The organism is Variovorax monticola (assembly GCF_051216855.1).
GTDB lineage: Bacteria > Pseudomonadota > Gammaproteobacteria > Burkholderiales > Burkholderiaceae_C > Variovorax.
Genome location: NZ_JBPJZP010000005.1, coordinates 298133 through 316832 on the forward strand (window position 1 = coordinate 298133; position 18700 = coordinate 316832).

The window sequence follows — 18700 nt, forward strand, 5'->3', positions numbered from 1 at the left end:
GATCTTCGGGGCGACAAAGCCCTGAAGAACGCTAGAGCTCCCTGAGGCGATTGGCCAGCTCGACGGCCGACTTCACCTCCATCTTGTCGAACACCCGCGCGCGGTGGACCTCCACCGTGCGCACGCTGATCGCGAGCTGGTCGGCAATCAGCTTGTTGGGCAGGCCCTCGACCACGAGCCGCATCACGTCGCGCTCGCGGTCGGTCAGTTCGGCGATGCGCTCGGCCAGGCCGCGGCGCTGGCGCTGCACCTCGAGCGCCTGCAGCGACGCACCGAGCGCATGCTCGATGCGGTCGACCAGGGCGTTGTCCGAGAACGGCTTCTCGCAGAAATCGAAGGCGCCGCGCTTCACCGCGTCCACGGCCGTCGGCACGTCGGCATGCCCCGTCAAGAAGATCACCGGCATGGCGGGCAGCAGGCCGCGCTCGGCCAGCCGGTCGAACAGCACCAGCCCGCTGATGCCGGGCATGCGCACGTCCAGCAGCAGGCACAGCGGCTGCTCCGGCAGCGGGCCCTGGTCGAGGAACTGCTCGAACGCCTCGGCACTGCCGAAATGCTCGCTGGCCAGTCGCCGCGAACGCAGCAGCCAGGCCAGCGCCTCGCGCACGCTGGCGTCGTCGTCCACGATGAATATCAAGCCGTCGATCAGCGGTTGCATGCCATGAAGCCCAGCAGAAAAATTGGTTGATTGAAAGCGCCGTCAGCCTGCGGCCGGCAGCGTGAACCTGAAGACGGTGCCCCGGGGCTTGTTGGGTTCGAACACCAGCGCCCCGCCATGTTGCTCCACCACCGTGCGGCACAGGCTCAGGCCGAGCCCCATGCCGTCGGCGCGCGTGGTGAAGAAGGGCGTGAAGAGCCGCTCGGCGACCTCGGTGCCGATGCCGCAGCCCAGGTCGGCCACCGAGAATTCGATCCAGCGCCGGCCGTCTTCCTGGCCGGTGCCGCCCACCGCCACGGCGCGCGCCACGCGCAGGCGCAGCACGCGGCTGCCCACGGCGTCGGGGCCGTCCATGGCCTGCATCGCGTTGCGCGCCAGGTTCAGCAGCACCTGCTCGACCAGCGTGCGGTCGCACATGGCCGCGGGCAGGCGGTCTTCGAGCACCACCTCGATGATCACGCCCAGCTTGCGCGCCTGCAGCCGCACCAGCGGCAGCACCGCGTCGATCAGCGCCTGCGGCGCCACGGCCTCGCGGGTGCGGTCGCGCCGGCGCACGAAGTCGTGCACGCTGCGAATCACCTGGCCCGCGCGGTCGGCCTGTTCGGCGATGCGCTTCACGGCCATGGCCACCTCGCCCTGGTCGCCCGTCGCGTTCGGCCCGAGCAGGTTGAGCGAGCCACTCGCGTAGCTCGCAATGGCGGCCAGCGGCTGCGTGAGTTCGTGGCTCAGCAGCGAAGCCATCTCGCCCACGGTGGCCAGCCGCGCGCTGGCCTGCAGTCGCTCCTGGCTGGCGCGCGAGAGTTCTTCGATGCGGCGCTGCTCGCTCACGTCGATGAACGCGCTCATCCAGCCGGTCTGCACCTTGTGCGCGTTGATGAGCGGCGCCTCGAAGATCAGCACCGGAAAGCGCATGCCGTCCTTGCGCATGAAGACCGACTCGAAGCCCTCGCGCGGCGGCATGCCGCCGGCCAGGCGGCGGGCCTGGCGCTGCTGGTATTCGTGCGCCAGTTCGGTGGGCCAGTACGGCGCCTCGGGCGCATCCGCGCTGTCGGCCATGAGCTCTTCGGGGCTGAAGCCCACCATCTCGCAGAAGGCCGGGTTCACGTAGGTGATGCGGCCCTGCAGGTCGCGCGCGCGCAGGCCGGTGATGACGGAGTCTTCCATCGCCTTGCGAAAGGCCAGCGCGTCGGCCAGGTCGCGCTCGGCGCGCAGCCGGCGGCGCGTGTCGCGCGCCAGCAGCACCAGCACCGACACCAGCGCGATGGAAATGGCCGTGACCAGCGCGGTGAGCATGTTCGGAAACAGGTCGGGCGCGGCGCGCCAGCCGTCCACGCGCAGCATCAGCGCGGCGCCGGGCAGGTCGATGAGCTGCTGCGCGGTGAACACCCGCGTGCCGGTGCGCCGCGAGGTGCCCAGCGCCACCAGCCGCGTGCCGTCGGCCTCGGTGAAAGCCACCTCCTGGCCGCGCGTGAGCGTGGGGCCGACCAGCTCGATGAGCGCGTCGCGCAGCGAATAGCTGGCCACCAGGTAGCCGCCCGCGTCGATCGGCACGCACAGCTCCATGACCTCGACGCCGCCGCCGCCGGCAATCGGCACGTAGTGGCTCGGCGAATAAGCCGGTGCACCCAGCTTGCGGGCCGCGGCGCAGGCCAGCGCGACGTCGGACTGCTCGGCGCCGCGGCTGGCCTCGTCGAGGATGCGCATGCGGTAGGGCGTGTTGACGGCATGCAGCGGATGCAGCCCGGCGTCGCGCCATTCCAGGCGCAGCCATTCGCGGTGCTCGCGCAGCAGCGCGGCGGCAATGTCGGGCCACAGCGCGCGGTCGGCGCCCGGGGCCTGCGTGGCGCGCAGGCTTTGCGCGTTGCGCTGGAAGCCGCTGCGCAGGTCGGACACCGCGTCGGCCGTGTCTCGGTCGAGCGCGGCCTGCACCTGCTCGACCTCGTGGCGCCCCGCGAGCCACACCACCGTGACCAGCAGCGCCGACACCAGCACCGCCAGCAGCAGCCACAGAAACCAGCGCTGCCACAGCGAGCGCAGCCGCGCGAACGCCAGCAGCGCCCCGCGCTGCGGCGCGACGGTCGGCAGCGCGTCGGACATCGCTAGAGCACGCAGTGCGACAACACGGGCAGTTGGCTGCGCGTGCGCTCGACCTGCGCCGCGTCGATGTCGAACAGCACCACGCCTTCGTCGGTGGCTTGCTGTGCCACCACCGTGCCCCAGGGGTCGACGACGAGCGACTGGCCCCAGGTGTGGCGGCCGTTCTCGTGCGTGCCGCCCTGCGCGGGCGCGACCACCCAGGCCAGGTTCTCGATGGCGCGGGCGCGCAGCAGCACCTCCCAGTGGGCGGCGCCGGTGGTGCGCGTGAAGGCGCTGGGCACCAGCAGCAGGTCGGCGCCCTGCCTGGCGAGCGCGCGGTACAGCTCGGGAAAGCGCAGGTCGTAGCACACGCTCATGCCCACGCGCCAGCTGTGGCCGTCACGCGAGGGCAGGTCGAACACCACGGGCTCGGTGCCCGGGGCGATGACGCGGCGCTCGTCGTAGCGCTCGGTGCCGTTGTCGAAGAAGAACAGGTGGATCTTGTCGTAGCGCGCCACACACTTGCCTTCGGGCGAGAAGGCCAGCGAGCTGTTGAACACGTGCTCGGCGTCGGTGCTCTCGATGGGCAGCGTGCCGCCCACGATCCACAGGCCGAACTCGCGCGCCGCATCGGCCAGAAAGCCCTGCACCGTGCCCGCGCCGGCGGTCTCGCGCAGGCCCAGCTTGTCGGTGTCGCGCGCGCCCATCATGCAGAAGTACTCGGGCAGCACGGCGAGCTCGGCGCCCGCAGCAGCAGCCTGGGCGAGCAGGTCGTGGGCGCGCGCGAGGTTGGCTTCGCGGGCGATGGCCGACACCATCTGGATGGCTGCGACTTTCATTGCGTGGTCTCCGGTTGCTTGTCTTCGTTGGCCGAGGACGAACCCGAACCGCGCAGGGCCGGCAGGCCCGGCATCGACGGAATGCCCTGCGGCAGCAGCTGCAGCGAGCGCGCCACCTTCGTGATCTTGGGGTCGGCCCAGGTGCCTTCGATGTGGAACTCCTGCGTGGCCGCCGCCGACAGCGGCTTGCTCAGCACCCATTGCGCCAGGAAGGTGCCCAGCCCGATGGCCGGGTTGATGGCCGTGGCCACCAGCGCGGCCGTGCCGGCGTTGATTTCGGGCACCACCACCACGCGCAGGTCGGTGGTCTCTCGCACGATGTCGGCCGAGCCGTCCATCAGCGCGGCGGCGTTCACGCCCTTCATCTGCAGGTTGTTGGTGCTGGCGATGCCCTTGGCGATCTTCGCGTCGCCGCGGATGAAGTCGAAGGCGAAGCCCTGGCTGAACACGTCACGGAAGTCGAGCGTGAGCCGGCGCGGCAGCGCCTGCAGGCTCAGCACGCCGAGCAGCTTGGCCAGGCCGGGGTCGGCCTTGAGGAACTGGCCCTGCTCCACGTCGACCTGCAGCTGCCCGCCCAGGCTCGGGTAGTCGAGCGACAACGGCGAGCCGCGCCAGGCGACGTCGCCCTCCAGCCGGCCCTTGCCGCGGCGCAGCACGCCGGGCATGCCGAAGCGCGCGAGCAGCTCGCCGGCGTCGGAAATGTCGAGCCTGAAGGTCATGCCGGTGCGGCGCTGGCCGGCCGCGCCGCCGGGCACGCCGGCCCAGGTGCCCTTGGCGGCGAAGCTCGCCTCGGGCATGGTGAAGGTCAGCTTGTTGAGCGCCCATTCGCGGCCCGCGCCGCCGCGGTTGACGGCATCGATCTCGACGCGGCCCAGGCGCTTGCCGAGCAGTTCGAAGTCGTCCACCACGATGTCGAGTGCAGGCAAGGTGCCCGGCTGCTCGTCGAGCAGGGTCTCGACCTGGGTGGCTTCGGCGGGCGCGATCTTCAGCCGCGCGAGCCGCGCATACAGGCGCCCGGCCTGTGTGTGGCGGTACTCGGCGTAGCCGCTGAGTTCGGTGGCGTCGATGTTGGCGCGCCACAGGTCGCCGTCGCGCGAGCCGCCGAGCACCACGTCGTGCAGCGTGCGGCCCGCCACGGCGAGCTGCTGCGCGCGCACGGCGATGCGCGTGGGCAGGTAGGCCAGGGACGGGTCTTCGGCGCGCCCGGTGCCGTCGGCTGCAGCGACGCCGGCGCCCGCCGGCTGGCTGGCGCCAGTCGCCTCGCCCACCAGCGACTGCCACGCGCCCATGTCGAGCTTGCCCACGTTGACGTTGGCGAACACGCCCTTGTCGGGCAGGCTGGCGGTTTCGCCCGCCGCCAGGCCGATGCCGATGCTGCCGCGCACCACGCGCGCCTCGTTGCCCACGAGGTCGCGCACATACTGCACGGCGCCGATGCGGCCCAGGTCGAGCGACAGCTGGTCCTGCGTGGCCGTGCCCACGGCAACGGCGGCGCCCGGGCGGGTTTCGCGCGCCAGCACCTTCTTCTCGATGCGCAGCGGCATCTGCTCCTCGGCGCTCTTCACGAGCGGGGGCGGCAGTTGCAGGGCCAGGCCCTGCAGGCTGCTGGTGAGCGAGAACTCGGGCGTGCCGTCGCGCATCGAGAAGGTGGCCGCGTAGGGCGTGCTGCCGGTGGCCTTCTTCGCGAGGCGGGCGAGCCAGTCGACCTCGCGCGCGCCGCGCAGGCCGTCGGCGGTGGCGGTGCCCTGCGCCTTCAGCGCGACTTCGCGGTTGGGGCCGGTGAAGCGGCCGCGGCCTTCGACGCGGATGTCGCCGCCGAGCAGCTTCGCCTGCACGTTGGCCAGCGCGAAGCCGGTCTCGGTGAAGCTCAGCGTGCCCTTGGCCTGCGAGAAGGTGGGGGCCTCGGGCACGATCTGCAGCTCGTTGCCGGACAGCACCACGCTGGCCTGCACCTTGGCGTTGTCCATGGCGGCGAGCGGCAGTTCGAGGTGCAGCTTGTAGTCGGCCGAGCCGGTGGCGCGCGCGCGCAGCATGATCTCGCCGGTGTCGCCCGCCAGCGGCGCGCCCGCGCGCAGCACCTCGCCCAGCGGCCCCTTGGCCTGGGCATCGACACGCAGCATCGAGGCGTGGTGCGACATGTCGGCGATCTGCGCCTCGGCCTTGGTCACCTCGACGCCCGGCGCGCCGACCAGCCGGCCGCGCGCATTGCGCACCAGCATGCCGGCGCGCTCGAACACCAGTTCGCCCGACAGGGCGGTGAGCGGCGGCCACACGGGCGGGGGCATGCCGTTGCGTGCAGGGGTGGCAGGGGTGGCGGAGGTGTGGGGCGGCGCGTAGGCATAGTCGACATCGGCCACCTTGGCCGCGATGCGGAAGTCGCCCAGCTTCGGGTCCATGAAGGGCATGTCGTGCAGGTCGCCGCGCACGCGGAAGTCGACGCTGCTGGCCGTGCCCTTGGTGACGGCGTCGCGCACGTAGTCGCGCGTGTGCTGGGGAATGTCCAGCGGCAGGTAGCGGAACACGCGCGTGCCGTCGGCGCGCGTGAGCTTGCCCTGCAGGTCGAGCACGCCGGGGTAGCGGCCCTTGCCGCTGGACACGGCCGGGTCGCTGGTGCGCCAGCTGGCCTCGGCGTCGCCCTCGGCGTCGGCGTTGGCGAAGCGCAGCTTGGACACCTGCACCTGCGCATTGCCGTTGTCGAGCTTCCATTGCAGCTGGGTCGAGAGCCGGTCGATGGGGACCACGGGCTCTTCGAACACGCCGGGGAATTCGAGCGTGCCCTGCGCGATGGCCAGCGTGGCGGTGCCGCCGGCGTGGGTGGCGTCGAAGTCGACGGTGGCGCCGCTGAGGCCGGGGGTGCCGGGGTGGACCCTGGGCGGGGTCGCTGTGGCGGTGGCGGACGTGGTTGTCGTTGTGGGCGTTGTGGTTGCGGTGGCGGCGCTTGCTGCGGGTTGCGAAGCCACGCGCAGGCCGCTGATGCGCCCCTTGGCCTGGTAGCGGTCGGGCGCGCCCGGCGAGCCCTGCCAGTTCAGGTCGATGTGCTCGACCAGGCCGCGCGGCGCATAGGCCTCCAGCACGCGGTGCGTGGCGTCGCCCAGCGGCAGCCGGTCGGCGATGAGCGCCAGCGCGGCCAGGTCGAGCCGGTCTGCGCGCATGGCGCCGTGCTCGGGCGTGCGGCCCTTGGGCGGCGTGTGCTGCAGCCACAGGTTGCCGCCGGGCCAGCGCAGGCCGTCGCTGGTGTCGAACTGCAGCGCGGTGGTGGAGAACTCGAGCGTGTCCTCGGTGCGCATGCCGGCCAGACGGCCCGTGACGGCGCGCAGCACCAGCGGCTGCAGGCCCTTGTCGAGCGAGACGTCGACCTTGTCCAGCCCCAGGTCGGCCGCACCGCCGACGACCTGGCCGTCGTCCACGTCGGCCCAGACGCGCAACGCGCCGTTGCCTTCGCGGATGCGCGCGTCGAGCGACACGTACTGCCCCAGGCGCGTCACGTCGATGTAGGGCAGGTCGGCATAGAGCTGGCCGTCCCAGGTCTGCCAGTGGCCGCTGCGTAGGGACAGCAACGGCTGGCGGAACTGGCCGCGCAAGGTGAAGCGCTCGCCCCACCCCGCCGGCGGGGTGGCGTCGAGCCGCAGCCCGTGGCGGCGCGACGTGTTGCGCGCGACGAAGCGCACGTCGGTCAGCAGCAGGGGTTCGGCCTTGCGCTGCTCGTCGGTCCAGCGCACGGTGCCGCCTTCGATGACCAGCTCGCGCTGCGCGAAAAACCAGTCGGCGCCGCGGGTCTCTCCGGTGGTGTCGGTCGACATGTGCAAACCCGCCACATGGAGTTTTCCCTGAGTGTCGCGGCGCACGTCGAGCTGCGGGCCCTCGATGTAGAGCTGCTCGAAATTCAGCCGCCACAGCGAGCGCGGCGACACGCTGGCCACCACGCGCACGAGGCGCAGCGCCTCGCGCTGGTCGGCGTCCTGCAGCACCACGTCGCGCAGTTCGAAGGCCGGAAAAAGCCCTTCGGAGCGGGCGGTGATCGAGCCGATGCGAACCGGCACGCCGATGGCCTTGCTAGCCTGTGCTTCCAGGGCGCCGCGAAAATCGCCGATTCGCGGCACAATCCACGCGTGTAGGACAACGACTGACAGCGCCAGCAGAAGCCATGCAGCGATCAACAGACCCAACAGCCAGCGCGCTGTCACAGCGGTGATTTTGAGCAGACGTGAAGGGGGAGACGCCGTGTCGTTCATTGAGGATCGCGCTGTGTCGGGAATTATGACCGCCAGCATTCAGAGGGGTTCCACGGAAACCGACAGCAGTGTGAACCAGTTGCAAGCCACATCGACGCAAACCGCGTTCTCCTCCTACTCACGCTTCGTGCAGCGCCTGCGTCGCAGGTATGCGGCCGAGCTTTCATGGCTTCCCCCTGGCGCGCCGCGGCGCGAATCGATGGCTGTGGCTTACGAGGCATTGCGCCGACGTGGGGACAGCGTGGGCGATGCACTGCGAATTGTGCGGCAGCTGGTGATGGAGCGGCTGGTCACCCTCGATTGCGAAGCCGATGCGCCGCTGGCCGTGGTGACCACCGCGGTCACCGAACTGGCCGAGCTGGCCCTGGACATCGCCTGCAGCGACGCCTGCCATGAACTCGATGCGGTGCACGGCGCCCCGCTCGGCCCCGAAGGCCAGCGCGCGCAGCTGTGGGTCGTGGGCATGGGCAAGCTGGGCGCGCGCGAGCTCAACGTGTCGAGCGACATCGACCTCATCTACCTGTACGACGTCGACGGCGAGACGAAGGGCGACGCCGACGGGCGCGGCCGCCTGTCGAACCAGGAGTACTTCTCGCGCGCCGTGAAGCGCATCTACGCGCTGGTGGGCGACACCACCGAGCACGGCTTCGTGTTCCGCGTCGACCTGGCGCTGCGGCCCAACGGCAACTCGGGGCCGAGCGTGGTGTCGCTCGATGCGCTGGAAGAATATTTCCAGGTGCAGGGCCGCGAGTGGGAGCGCTTCGCCTGGATGAAGAGCCGCGTGGTGGCGCCGCGCGACATCGTGCTGGCGGGCCAGGCCCAGGGCCTGCGCGGCGCGGTGCTGCCCTTCGTGTTCCGCCGCTATCTCGACTACAGCGTGTTCGATGCATTGCGCGTGCTGCACCGGCAGATCCGCGAGCAGTCGGCGCGCCGCAGCGCGGGCCGCCCCGAGCGCGCCAACGACGTGAAGCTGTCGCGTGGCGGCATCCGCGAGATCGAATTCACCGTGCAGCTGCTGCAGGTGGTGCGCGGCGGCCAGTTCCCCGAACTGCGCACGCGGCCCACGCTAGACGCGCTGCAGCGCCTCGCGCGCGCCGGCCTCATGCCGCAGGAAAGCGCCGACGCGCTGGCGCAGGCCTACGAGTTCCTGCGCCGCGTGGAGCACCGCATCCAGTACCTGGACGACCAGCAGACCCACGTGCTGCCGGTGGCCGACGACGACCTGCGCTGGATCGCCCAGACCATGGGCTATGCCGACTGCTGCCCGTTTCTTGCGCAGCTCGACACGCACCGCGAGTTCGTCGCGCAGGAATTCGACAAGCTGCTCGGCAGCGACAAGCCCTGCAACGGCAAGTGCAGCGGCAAGAAGGCCGCCGCGCCCGCCGAGCTGGCCGACCTGCTCGGCGACCTGCCCCCCGCCTTCGCCGAGCGCATCCGCGACTGGTGCGAGCAGCCGCGCGTGCTGGCCCTGCGCGAGGACACCCGTGCGCGGCTGCGCCAGCTGGTGCAGCGCACCGGTGTGTGGCTGAAGGAACCCGACGGCGACGGCGAAGGCCAGACGCCGCGCCACGTCGATGCCGCGCTGCGCTGGGCCGACTGGATCGAGCCGCTGATGCGCCGCGAAAGCTACCTGGCGCTGCTGGTCGAGCGCCCGGCCGTGCAGGAACGCCTGCTGCGCCTGCTGGGCTCGGCCAAGTGGCCCGCGCGCTACCTGATGCAGCACCCGGGCGTGATCGACGAGCTGGCCAGCGACGAGATGCTCTCTGGCCGCTTCGTGGCCGCAGAGTTCGAGCGCGAGCTCGAGGCGCGCCACGCCTCGCTCACCCGCACCGGCGAGGCCGACGAGGAGCGCCTGCTGAACCTGCTGCGCCACGCGCACCACGCCGAGGTGTTCCGCACCCTGGCGCGCGACGTGGACGGCCGCATCACGGTGGAGCAGGTGGCCGACGACCTGAGCGCGCTGGCCGACACCGTGCTGCGCGTGACGGCCCGCTGGTGCTGGCCGCATGTGCGCAACCGGCACCGCGAGGTGGCGCAGTTCGCCATCATCGGCTACGGCAAATTGGGCGGCAAGGAGCTGGGCTACGGCAGCGACCTGGACATCGTGTTCGTCTACGACGACGACGACGAGCGCGCCGGCGAGGTGTACGCGGCCTACGTGCGCAAGCTGATCAACTGGCTCACGGTGAAGACGCGCGAGGGCGACCTGTTCGAGATCGACACGGCGCTGCGGCCCAACGGCAACTCGGGCCTGCTGACCACCAGCTTCCAGGCCTACGAGAAATACCAGCTCGGCCGCGGCAGCAACACGGCGTGGACCTGGGAGCACCAGGCCATGACGCGCGCGCGCTTCGTGCTGGGCAGCGAGGACCACGGCGCCGAACTGGGCGCGCGCTTCGACCAGGTGCGCGAGGCCGTGCTGGTGGCGCCGCGCGACCGCGAGGCGCTGAAGGCCGAGATCATCGCCATGCGAAACAAGCTGCGCGGCGCGCGGCCGGTGAAGGCCGGCCGCTTCGACGTGAAGCACAGCCCGGGCGGCATGGTCGATGCCGAGTTCGCGGTGCAGTTCCTGGTGCTGTCGTCGTCCGGCGAGCACCCCGAGCTGATTCCGAACGTGGGCAACATCGCGCTGCTGCTGCGCGCCGAACTGGCCGGCATGCTGCCCGAGGGCGTGGGCCGCAGCGCGGCGCGCGCCTACCGCGAACTGCGCCGCGTGCAGCACCGTGCGCGCCTGAACGAAGAACCGACGCAAGTCACGCCGCCCGCACTGGCTGCCGAGCGCGAGGCCATGCTGGCGCTGTGGAAGGCCGTGTTTGGCTGACCGCGCACGCTTCCCCACGACCACCGCGCTGGCGGCCTGCGCGGTGGCCATCGCCATCTTTCTCGCGGGCTGCGCAAGCGGCCCGCGTGGCAGTGGCAGTGGCGGCGGCGGCGTGGCCAGCGGCCGCGACGGCCCCGGCAGCCACGTTCCGTCGGACCTCGACCGCGTGCCCGACGCCGAGCCCCGCATCGAGCCCATCCGCACCAGCGGCGGCACCAGCAAGCCCTACGCGGTGCTGGGCCGGGGCTATGCGCCGCTGCTCGACGACCGGCCGTTCCGGGAGTCGGGCCTGGCCTCGTGGTACGGCAGCAAGTTCCACGCGGCGTCGACCTCCAGCGGCGAGCCCTACGACATGTACGCCATGACGGCCGCGCACAAGACGCTGCCGCTGCCCAGCTATGTGCGCGTGCGCAACCCGGCCAACGGGCGCGAGGTGATCGTGCGGGTGAACGACCGCGGGCCCTTCGTCGACGGCCGTGTCATCGACCTGAGCTACACGGCCGCGCTGAAGCTAGACCTGTTGCGCGGCGTGGCACCGGTGGAGATCGAGCGCATCACCAACGAGGACATCCGCACCGGCGCCTGGCGGCGTGATTCGGACACGGCGTATGCCGCCGCGGTGCCTGCTGCCGCGCAGACAGCCGCACCCATGGCCGTTCCCGTGCGCATGCCGGCGACGCGCGTGGCAAGCGCACAGCAGGTGCGGGTGCCGACCGAATGGGTGGCGCCGGTTGCCGCGGCGTACAGCGACATGCCGCCGCCGGCCTCGACGATGCCGGTCGCGCCGCAGACGCCGATGTCGGCCGCGACGCCAGGCGTGGTCGAGCCGGAATCGGCGCAGTGGCCGCCGTCCACGCCACCGCTGCGTCCGGCCATCGTGGTCAACGACCTGGCACCGCTGCAGGCGGCGCCGTCGTCACCGCCGCCGTTGCCGCCCGGTGCGCCCGCGCCGTCCGCCGCGCTGCAGGGCTTCTGGGTGCAACTGGGCGCGTTCCGCGAACGCGACGGCGCGCAGAGCCTGCTGGACCAGGCCGCGCGCGGCCTGCCTTCGCTGGCGCCGCAACTGCGCGTGTTCAGCGAAGCGGGCACGCACCGGCTGCAGGCCGGGCCTTTTCCCTCGCGCAACGCGGCCGGCGAGGTGGTTGCGCAGTTGCGCGACAGCCTGCGCATCTCGCCGATGGTGGTCGAGCGGCGCTGAGCCCTCGCAGGTTCAGCGCGTCGCTCAGGCGATCGGCTTGGCCGCCACCGGCAGCTGCATGCCAACGCCCAACCGGTTCCATGCATTGATCTGCGCAATGGCCACCGACAGCTCGACGATTTCGAGTTCGTCGAACTGGGCCTTCACCGCTTCGTACTCCACGTCGCGCGCGCCGTGGTCGCTGGACAGGCGGGTGAGGCTCTCGGCCCAGCCGAGCGCGGCGCGTTCGCGCGCGTCGTAGAAGCCCACTTCGCGCCAGGTGGCCAGGCTGTTGATGCGCTGCCAGTCTTCGCCCTGCACGCGCAGGTCGCGCACATGCATGTCCAGGCAGTAGGCGCAGCCGTTGATCTGCGAGACGCGGGCGAAGACCAGGTCGACCAGCTTCTTGCCGAGCGTGGTCGATTCGATGGCGCCGTTGACGCCGAGCATGGCCTGGAAGGCCTTGGGCGCGATCTTGAACCAGGCGAGGCGGGGGGCGGTGTTCATGGTGACTTTCTCCAGGGTGGTTGACGATGAAATCTGCTTACCCACTGAAGACGGGCGAACCCTGCGCCCTGTGACACGCCGCGCGAACTATGTCGATGCAACGAGCCGGGCGATGCGCGCGAGCTTGTCGGGGTTGCGCTGCGAGCGGATGCGCACGATGCGGTCGTTCTCGATTTCGAAGGTCTGCGCCGATTCGAGCTGGCCGTCGATGAAGCGCAGCAGGCCGGGCTCGCCGTTGATGTCGACGAGTTCCATGCGCACGGCAGCGGCCTCCATGCGCCGCCAGACGGCGAAGTAGAGCTGGGCCAGCCGCTGGCTGCCGCGCAGGGTCTTGCCGAAGCTCGGCACCTTGCCGCCGCCGTCGGAGACGAGCTCGGCGTCCTCCGACATCAGCGCCTTGAGGTCTTGCAGGCTGCCCCGGGCCGCCGCGTCCGCGAAGGCGCGCAGCAGGCGCTGGTGCGTCTCGCGCGGCACGCGAAAGCGCGGGCGCGCGTCCAGCACCTGGGACTTGGCGCGGTGCACCAGCTGGCGGCAGGCGGCCTCGGTCTTGCCGAGGGTGCGGGCGACGTCCTCGTAGTCGGCGTCGAACACCTCGCGCAGCAGGAAGGCGGCACGCGCTTCGGGCGCAAGGCGCTCCAGCACGGCCAGGAAGGCGACCGAGACGTTGTCGGCGCGCTCCAGCAGTTGCTCGGGGGTGTCGGGCGCGCCCGTCAGCATGGGCTCGGGCATCCAGGTGCCGATGTAGTGCTCGCGCTCGACCTTGGCGCTGCGCAGCCGGTCGATCGAGAGACGGGTGACGACGGTCACCAGCCAGGCCTCGGCGCTGTCGAAGGTGTCTCGGGCGGCTTCGTGCCAGCGCAGCCAGGCGTCCTGCACGACCTCCTCGGCTTCGGCCATGGAGCCGAGCATGCGGTAGGCAATGCCCTGCAGCCGGGGGCGCAGGCGGTTGAAGGTGAGGGTGGCGTCGTCCATGAGGGCCAGACGGCTCACGTTCCCGGTTCGTGACAGCCGCCTCAAAAAAAACGCCCCGGAGTGCGGGGCGTTTCTCGAGTTTGTTGAATCAGGCGCCCTGGTATTCGGACTTGGGGCCGAGGGAGGCCGAGATTTCCTTGCGGTAGCGGTTGAGCTCCTGCACGGTCTTGAAGCTGCGGTTCATCAGCAGGCTCAGGTTGTGCAGGATGCGCTCGCCCACCTTGGTTTCCCAGACGGCGTCGAACTTGATCTGCTTGTCGAGCCAGTGCTCCAGCCAGTCGGGGTCGGGCATGCGGCTCTGGATGGTGTCGTTGGGGAACAGCGCCTTGTTGACGTGCAGGTTGGTCGGGTGCAGGGCCTGCGCGGTGCGCCGGGCGCTGGCCATCAGGACGCCGACCTTGGTGAAGGCGGCACGGGCCTCGTCGCCGAACTTTTCCATCGCGCGCTTCATGTAGCGCAGGTAGGCGCCGCCGTGGCGGGCTTCGTCCTGGCTCAGCGTGGTGTAGATGTGCTTGATGACCGGCTCGGTGTGCCACTGGGCGGCGCGGCGGTACCAGTGATTGAGCCGGATCTCGCCGCAGAAGTGCAGCATGAGCGTTTCGAGCGGGGGTGCCGGGTCGAAGTCGAAGCGCACCTCGTGCAGTTCGGCCTCGGTGGGCGCGTGCTTGGGGCTGAAGCGCTTCAGGTACTCCATGAGCACCAGCGAGTGCTTCTGTTCCTCGAAGAACCAGATCGACATGAAGGCGGAGAAGTCGCTGTCGTGGCGGTTGTCGCGCAGGAACATCTCGGTGGCCGGCAGCGCCGCCCACTCGGTGATGGCGTTCATCTTGATGGTTTGCGCCTGCTCGTCCGTCAGCAAGGAAGCGTCGAACGACTGCCAGGGAATGTCTTTTTCCATGTCCCAGCGGACGGATTCAAGTTGTCTGAAGAGTTCCGGATAGAGCATCAATGTCTTTCTATGGCCGTCGATTTTAGTCGGCACGTTTGGCGCGACCATGACAGACGCGCGATGATGCGAATACGTGCGCCGTGGCAACGCGGATGCACACCCCCCTTTTTCGAACCTGGAGCCCGCCATGCGACCCCTCTCCCGATTGTCGACGCCGTGGCACTGCGTACCGGCAATTTCCCTCGTGGCAAGCCTGTTTTCAGCCCTGCCGGCCCATGCCCAGGGCACACCCGCCGCCCCCGCCGCGGTGCAAGCGCCGGGCTGCCCCATGGTGCTGCAGCACACCTTCCCGCGGCTGCAGGATGAAAAACCCCAAAGTCTCTGCCAGTACTCCGGCAAGGTGGTTCTGGTAGTCAATACGGCCAGCTTCTGCGGTTTCACGCCGCAGTACAAGGGCCTGGAGGCGCTGGACCTGAAATACCGCTCGCGCGGCCTCGTGGTGCTGGGCTTCCCGTCGAACGATTTCTCGCAGGAATCGGGCTCCAACAAGGAAATCGCCGACTTCTGCGAAAGCACTTTCGGCGTGAAATTCCCGATGTTTGCCAAGTCGTCGGTGCGCGGCACCGACGCCAACCCGCTGTTCAAGCAGCTGGCGCAGGCCTCCGGCACCACGCCGAAGTGGAACTTCTACAAGTACCTGATCGGGCGCGACGGCAAGGTCGTGCAGGCGTGGTCGAGCATGACGGCGCCGGACGAAAACGGGTTTGTGAACGTCATCGAAAAGCAACTCGGGCCAAATTAAGACTGAGTAGTTCACAAAACGACGCAACGGTAATATTATCTACCGATGCGTCCAAGTCACCGTGAGCTCTTAGAAACAAACGTTTACCAAACGCGCGGGAACCGTGCTTCGGATGCCGCGCTCCTAAATTGCGTGGGCAGCGAATGTCCACAGGTTTTCATGTTGCGAGGTCTTCCGGGCGCCTGCCGTCCGGTCGAAATCCCGAGGCGATTCTTCTCCTCCTCCCTCCCTCCCTCCTTCGCGTCGGGGCGCCTCGCAGCATTTTTGTCTTCCAGCCGGTCGGGTGGTGCGCCTTGACGCACATCACCCGCATCGCGGTTGTCGGCGCCGGCATCTCGGGGCTGGCCGCAGCCCACGCGCTGCGTGACGTGGCGGCCGTCACCCTCTTCGAAGCCAGTGACTACTTCGGTGGGCACGCCCATACGGCAACGATCGAACTTGCGCGCTCGGCCACCGACGCCACCCGCATCGCCCACGGCGTCGACACCGGCTTCCTGGTCTACAACGACCGCACCTACCCCCAGCTGATCCGCCTGTTCGCTGAACTCGGCGTCGAGACGGCGCTGTCCGAGATGTCGTTCTCGGTGCAGGCCACGCGCGACGACGGCGGCGGCCCGCTCGAATGGAGCGGCAACAACCTGAGCACCGTGTTCGCGCAACGGCGCAACCTGTTCGACGGCCGCTTTCTCGGCATGCTGCGCGACCTGCTGCGCTTCAACCGCCTGACCACGCGCATCGCCGAGGCCGGCACCGAAGGCGAACTGGCCCAGCCGCTGGGCGAGTTCCTCGACGCGCACCGCTTCGGCGCGGCCTTTCGCGACTGGTACTTCCTGCCCATGATGGGCTGCATCTGGAGCTGCTCGACCACGCAGATGCTGGCGTTTCCGGTGGCCACCATGATCCGTTTCTGCCACAACCACGGCCTGATCCAGATCGCCAACCGGCCGCAGTGGCGCACCGTGCGCGGCGGCTCGCGCCACTACGTCGAGAAGATCGTCGCCGGCCTGGCCGACAAGCGCCTGAACACACCGGTGCGCCACATCAGCCGCACGGGTGTCGACGTGCTGGTGACCACCGACGCCGGCACCGAGCATTTCGACCACGTGGTGCTGGCCACCCATTCCGACCGGTCGCTCGCCATGCTGGGCGATGCCAGCCCGGCCGAGGCCGCGGTGCTCGGCGCGATCCGCTACCAGGCGAACCACGCCGTGCTGCATACCGATGCCGCCGTGCTGCCGCAGCGCCGCTCCGCCTGGGCCGCCTGGAACTACGAGCGTGCAGCCGCCGGCGAGCACGAGGCGGGCCGGGTCTGCCTGCATTACCTGCTGAACAAGCTGCAGCCGCTGCCGTGGGAGCAACCGGTGGTCGTGTCGTTGAATCCGGTGCGCGAGATCCAGCGTAGTCAGGTGATGGCCGAATACGACTACGACCACCCGGTGCTCGACCTTGCCGCGATCCGCGCGCAAGGCGAGGTGCCCGCCTTGCAAGGCCAGCGCAACACCTGGTTCGCGGGCGCGTGGATGGGTTACGGCTTCCACGAAGACGGCCTGAAGGCCGGGCTGGCCGCGGCCAAGGGCCTGCGCGAGCGCCTGGCGGGCCAGGATGCACCGATCGACGCCATGGGGAGTGCGCTGGTATGAGCCAGGTGCCGCCGATGCCGACCCCGCTGATGGGCTTCGGCGAGGTGCGCCACACGCGCTTGCGCCCGGCGCGCAACGCCTTCGCCTACCCGACCTACTTCCTGATGCTGCCGATGCGGGCCCTGCGCGCACGGCCCGCCGGCACGCTGGCGCTCAACCGCCGGGCCCTGTTGTCCTTCCACGACGTCGACCACGGCGACGGCCGCACGCCCGGGCAGGGCGGCGCGCTGGGCTGGCTCGACGAGCTGCTGGCCGCGCATCAGATCCATGACGCCACCGGCGAAGCCTGGCTGCACTGCTACCCGCGCGTGTTCGGCTACACCTTCAAGCCGGTGAGCTTCTGGTACTGCCATACACCCGAAGGCGTGCTGCGCACCATCGTGGTCGAGGTGAACAATACCTTCGGCGAGCGCCATTGCTACCTGCTCGACCGGCCCGTGTACGGCGCGGAACTGAAGGCGGCCAAGGCCTTTCATGTCTCGCCGTTCTGCCACGTCGCCGGCGACTACCGCTTTCGCTTCTTCGTCGACGCCGACCTCACGCGCACCGTGGTGCGCATCGACCACGACGACGCCGACGGAGCGCTGCTGCAGACCAGCGTGAGCGGCGACCTCGTGCCGATGACCGCGGCCAGCGTGCGGCGCGCGCTGTGGCGCTACCCCGCCATGACCTTCGGGCTGATCGCGCGCATCCACTGGCAGGCCGCGAAGCTCTGGCTCAAGCGCGTGCCTTTCGTTCCCAAGCCGGCGCCGCCCACCCATTTCGTTTCACGCGACAACCCGCAGCAGCAGGCGAATCCGCGCGCGGCGCGCCGGGCCGCCCCAAGCAAGCTCGCACCGTAGTGCGACGCACGAAGGTATTGCAATGACCTCCACCACCACGGCCTCCCGTTTTTCGCTTCCTCAAGACGCTCCCGGTTCCGCGCGCACCGTGCTCGGCCTGCTGCAGCGGCTGTCCTACGGCTCGCTCACCGTGCGCCTGCCGGACGACTCGGTGCGCCATTTCGGCGTCACGCCGGGCAGCGGCCCCACGGCCTCGCTCACGCTGCGCAACTGGAACGTGTGCCAGGCGGCGCTCAAGTCGGGCGACATCGGCTTTGCCGAGAGCTACATCGCCGGCGACTGGACCACGCCCAACCTCACCGAGCTGATCAAGGTGTTCATCGCCAACCGCCGCGCCATCGAGGACGTGGTGTACGGCAGCTGGTTCGGCCGGCTGGTGTACCGCGTGCGGCACATCATGAACCGCAACAGCAAGACCGGAAGTTCGCGCAACATCCATGCGCACTACGACCTGGGCAACGCGTTCTACAAGCTCTGGCTCGACGAGACGATGAACTACTCGTCCGCCTGGTTCGAAGGCGACCTCGCCAGGCCGATGCCCGCCGCGCAACGCGCCAAGGTGCGCCGCGCGCTCGAGCTGGCGCAGGTGAAGCCAGGCGACCGCGTGCTCGAGATCGGCTGCGGCTGGGGCGCGCTGGCCGAGATGGCCGCCGCCGACTTCGGCGCCTCGGTGACGGGCGTGACGCTGTCCACCGAGCAACTGGCCTTCGCCCAGCACCGCACCGCCGGCATGGGCACCGACCTGCGGCTGCAGGACTACCGCGACATCCAGGACGCGCCCTTCGACGCCGTGTGCTCCATCGAGATGGTGGAGGCCGTGGGCCGCGAATACTGGCCGACCTACTTCCGCAGCGTGAGCCGGCTGCTCAAGCCGGGCGGTCGCGCCTGCGTGCAGAGCATCGTGATCGACGACGAGCTGTTCGACCGCTATATCGACTCGACCGACTTCATCCAGCAGTACATCTTTCCGGGCGGCTGCCTGCCGTGCCCGCGCGAGTTCCGCCGCGAGGCCGAAGCCGCGGGGCTGGACGTGGTGGACGAGTTCGCCTTCGGTGCCGACTACGCCGAGACGCTGCGCCGCTGGCGCGAGAGCTTTTTGGCGCAGCGCGCCCACATCCTGCAACTGGGCTTCGACGAGCGCTTCATGCGTATCTGGGAGTTCTACCTGGCCTACTGCGAGGCCGCGTTCTCGCAGGCCAACATCGACGTGGTCCAGTACACGCTGCGCAAGCGATAGAAACGCGC

General features: G+C 69.9%; 13 protein-coding genes. 6 read left to right on the forward strand and 7 right to left on the reverse strand.

Annotated features, from left to right (window positions below; all coding sequences use genetic code 11):
• Positions 1-31 precede the first annotated feature (31 nt).
• From ACSFA5_RS19225 to ACSFA5_RS19240, 4 genes are read right to left on the reverse strand one after another with little or no spacing between them, the layout of a single operon-like run.
• Positions 32-658 carry a response regulator transcription factor gene (locus ACSFA5_RS19225; RefSeq protein ID WP_435445632.1) on the reverse strand — a complete coding sequence of 209 codons (627 nt, stop codon included), beginning with the start codon at positions 656-658 and terminating at the stop codon, positions 32-34.
• 42 nt (positions 659-700) lie between these two features.
• Entirely contained in the window at positions 701-2755 is a 2055-nt protein-coding gene (locus ACSFA5_RS19230; RefSeq protein ID WP_435445633.1) for a two-component system sensor histidine kinase NtrB, read from the reverse strand.
• A gap of 2 nt (positions 2756-2757) precedes the next feature.
• Positions 2758-3573 (reverse strand): carbon-nitrogen hydrolase family protein, encoded by an 816-nt coding sequence (locus tag ACSFA5_RS19235; RefSeq protein WP_435445634.1) that lies wholly within the window; start codon positions 3571-3573, stop codon positions 2758-2760.
• Positions 3570-7805, reverse strand: a complete 4236-nt coding sequence (locus ACSFA5_RS19240) for a YhdP family protein (protein ID WP_435445635.1) — start codon at positions 7803-7805, stop codon at positions 3570-3572. The genes ACSFA5_RS19235 and ACSFA5_RS19240 overlap by 4 nt, the downstream gene beginning before the upstream one ends.
• Positions 7806-7830: 25 nt before the next feature.
• Here ACSFA5_RS19240 and glnE point away from each other — a divergent pair, with 25 nt between their 5' ends.
• Both glnE and ACSFA5_RS19250 read left to right on the forward strand, forming a co-directional pair.
• The gene (gene glnE / locus ACSFA5_RS19245; RefSeq protein ID WP_435445636.1) at positions 7831-10626 is read left to right on the forward strand and encodes a bifunctional [glutamate--ammonia ligase]-adenylyl-L-tyrosine phosphorylase/[glutamate--ammonia-ligase] adenylyltransferase; all 2796 of its coding nucleotides are present in this window, start codon (positions 7831-7833) and stop codon (positions 10624-10626) included.
• Positions 10619-11824 carry a septal ring lytic transglycosylase RlpA family protein gene (locus ACSFA5_RS19250; RefSeq protein WP_435445637.1) on the forward strand — a complete coding sequence of 402 codons (1206 nt, stop codon included), beginning with the start codon at positions 10619-10621 and terminating at the stop codon, positions 11822-11824. The genes glnE and ACSFA5_RS19250 overlap by 8 nt, the downstream gene beginning before the upstream one ends.
• 24 nt (positions 11825-11848) lie before the next feature.
• Here the strand turns inward: ACSFA5_RS19250 and ACSFA5_RS19255 are convergent, their stop codons facing one another.
• The 3 genes from ACSFA5_RS19255 to ACSFA5_RS19265 all read right to left on the reverse strand — a co-directional run bounded on the left by ACSFA5_RS19255 (position 11849) and on the right by ACSFA5_RS19265 (position 14228).
• Positions 11849-12310 carry a carboxymuconolactone decarboxylase family protein gene (locus tag ACSFA5_RS19255; RefSeq protein WP_435445638.1) on the reverse strand — a complete coding sequence of 154 codons (462 nt, stop codon included), beginning with the start codon at positions 12308-12310 and terminating at the stop codon, positions 11849-11851.
• Between the two features lie 87 nt (positions 12311-12397).
• The gene (locus tag ACSFA5_RS19260; protein ID WP_435445965.1) at positions 12398-13282 is read right to left on the reverse strand and encodes an RNA polymerase sigma-70 factor; all 885 of its coding nucleotides are present in this window, start codon (positions 13280-13282) and stop codon (positions 12398-12400) included.
• Positions 13283-13370: 88 nt separating this feature from the next.
• Positions 13371-14228: a ferritin family protein gene (locus ACSFA5_RS19265; RefSeq protein WP_435445639.1), complete on the reverse strand. Its 858-nt coding sequence runs from the start codon at positions 14226-14228 to the stop codon at positions 13371-13373.
• A gap of 130 nt (positions 14229-14358) precedes the next feature.
• Between ACSFA5_RS19265 and ACSFA5_RS19270 the strand changes: the two genes are divergently transcribed.
• The 4 genes from ACSFA5_RS19270 (at position 14359) to ACSFA5_RS19285 (ending at position 18692) form a co-directional block, all read left to right on the forward strand.
• Positions 14359-14973 (forward strand): glutathione peroxidase, encoded by a 615-nt coding sequence (locus ACSFA5_RS19270; protein WP_435445640.1) that lies wholly within the window; start codon positions 14359-14361, stop codon positions 14971-14973.
• Between the two features lie 293 nt (positions 14974-15266).
• Entirely contained in the window at positions 15267-16613 is a 1347-nt protein-coding gene (locus tag ACSFA5_RS19275; protein WP_435445641.1) for an NAD(P)/FAD-dependent oxidoreductase, read from the forward strand.
• Positions 16610-17455: a DUF1365 domain-containing protein gene (locus ACSFA5_RS19280; RefSeq protein WP_435445642.1), complete on the forward strand. Its 846-nt coding sequence runs from the start codon at positions 16610-16612 to the stop codon at positions 17453-17455. Before ACSFA5_RS19275 ends, ACSFA5_RS19280 begins: the two co-directional genes overlap by 4 nt.
• Positions 17456-17477: 22 nt before the next feature.
• Positions 17478-18692 (forward strand): class I SAM-dependent methyltransferase, encoded by a 1215-nt coding sequence (locus ACSFA5_RS19285; protein WP_435445643.1) that lies wholly within the window; start codon positions 17478-17480, stop codon positions 18690-18692.
• Positions 18693-18700 lie beyond the last annotated feature (8 nt).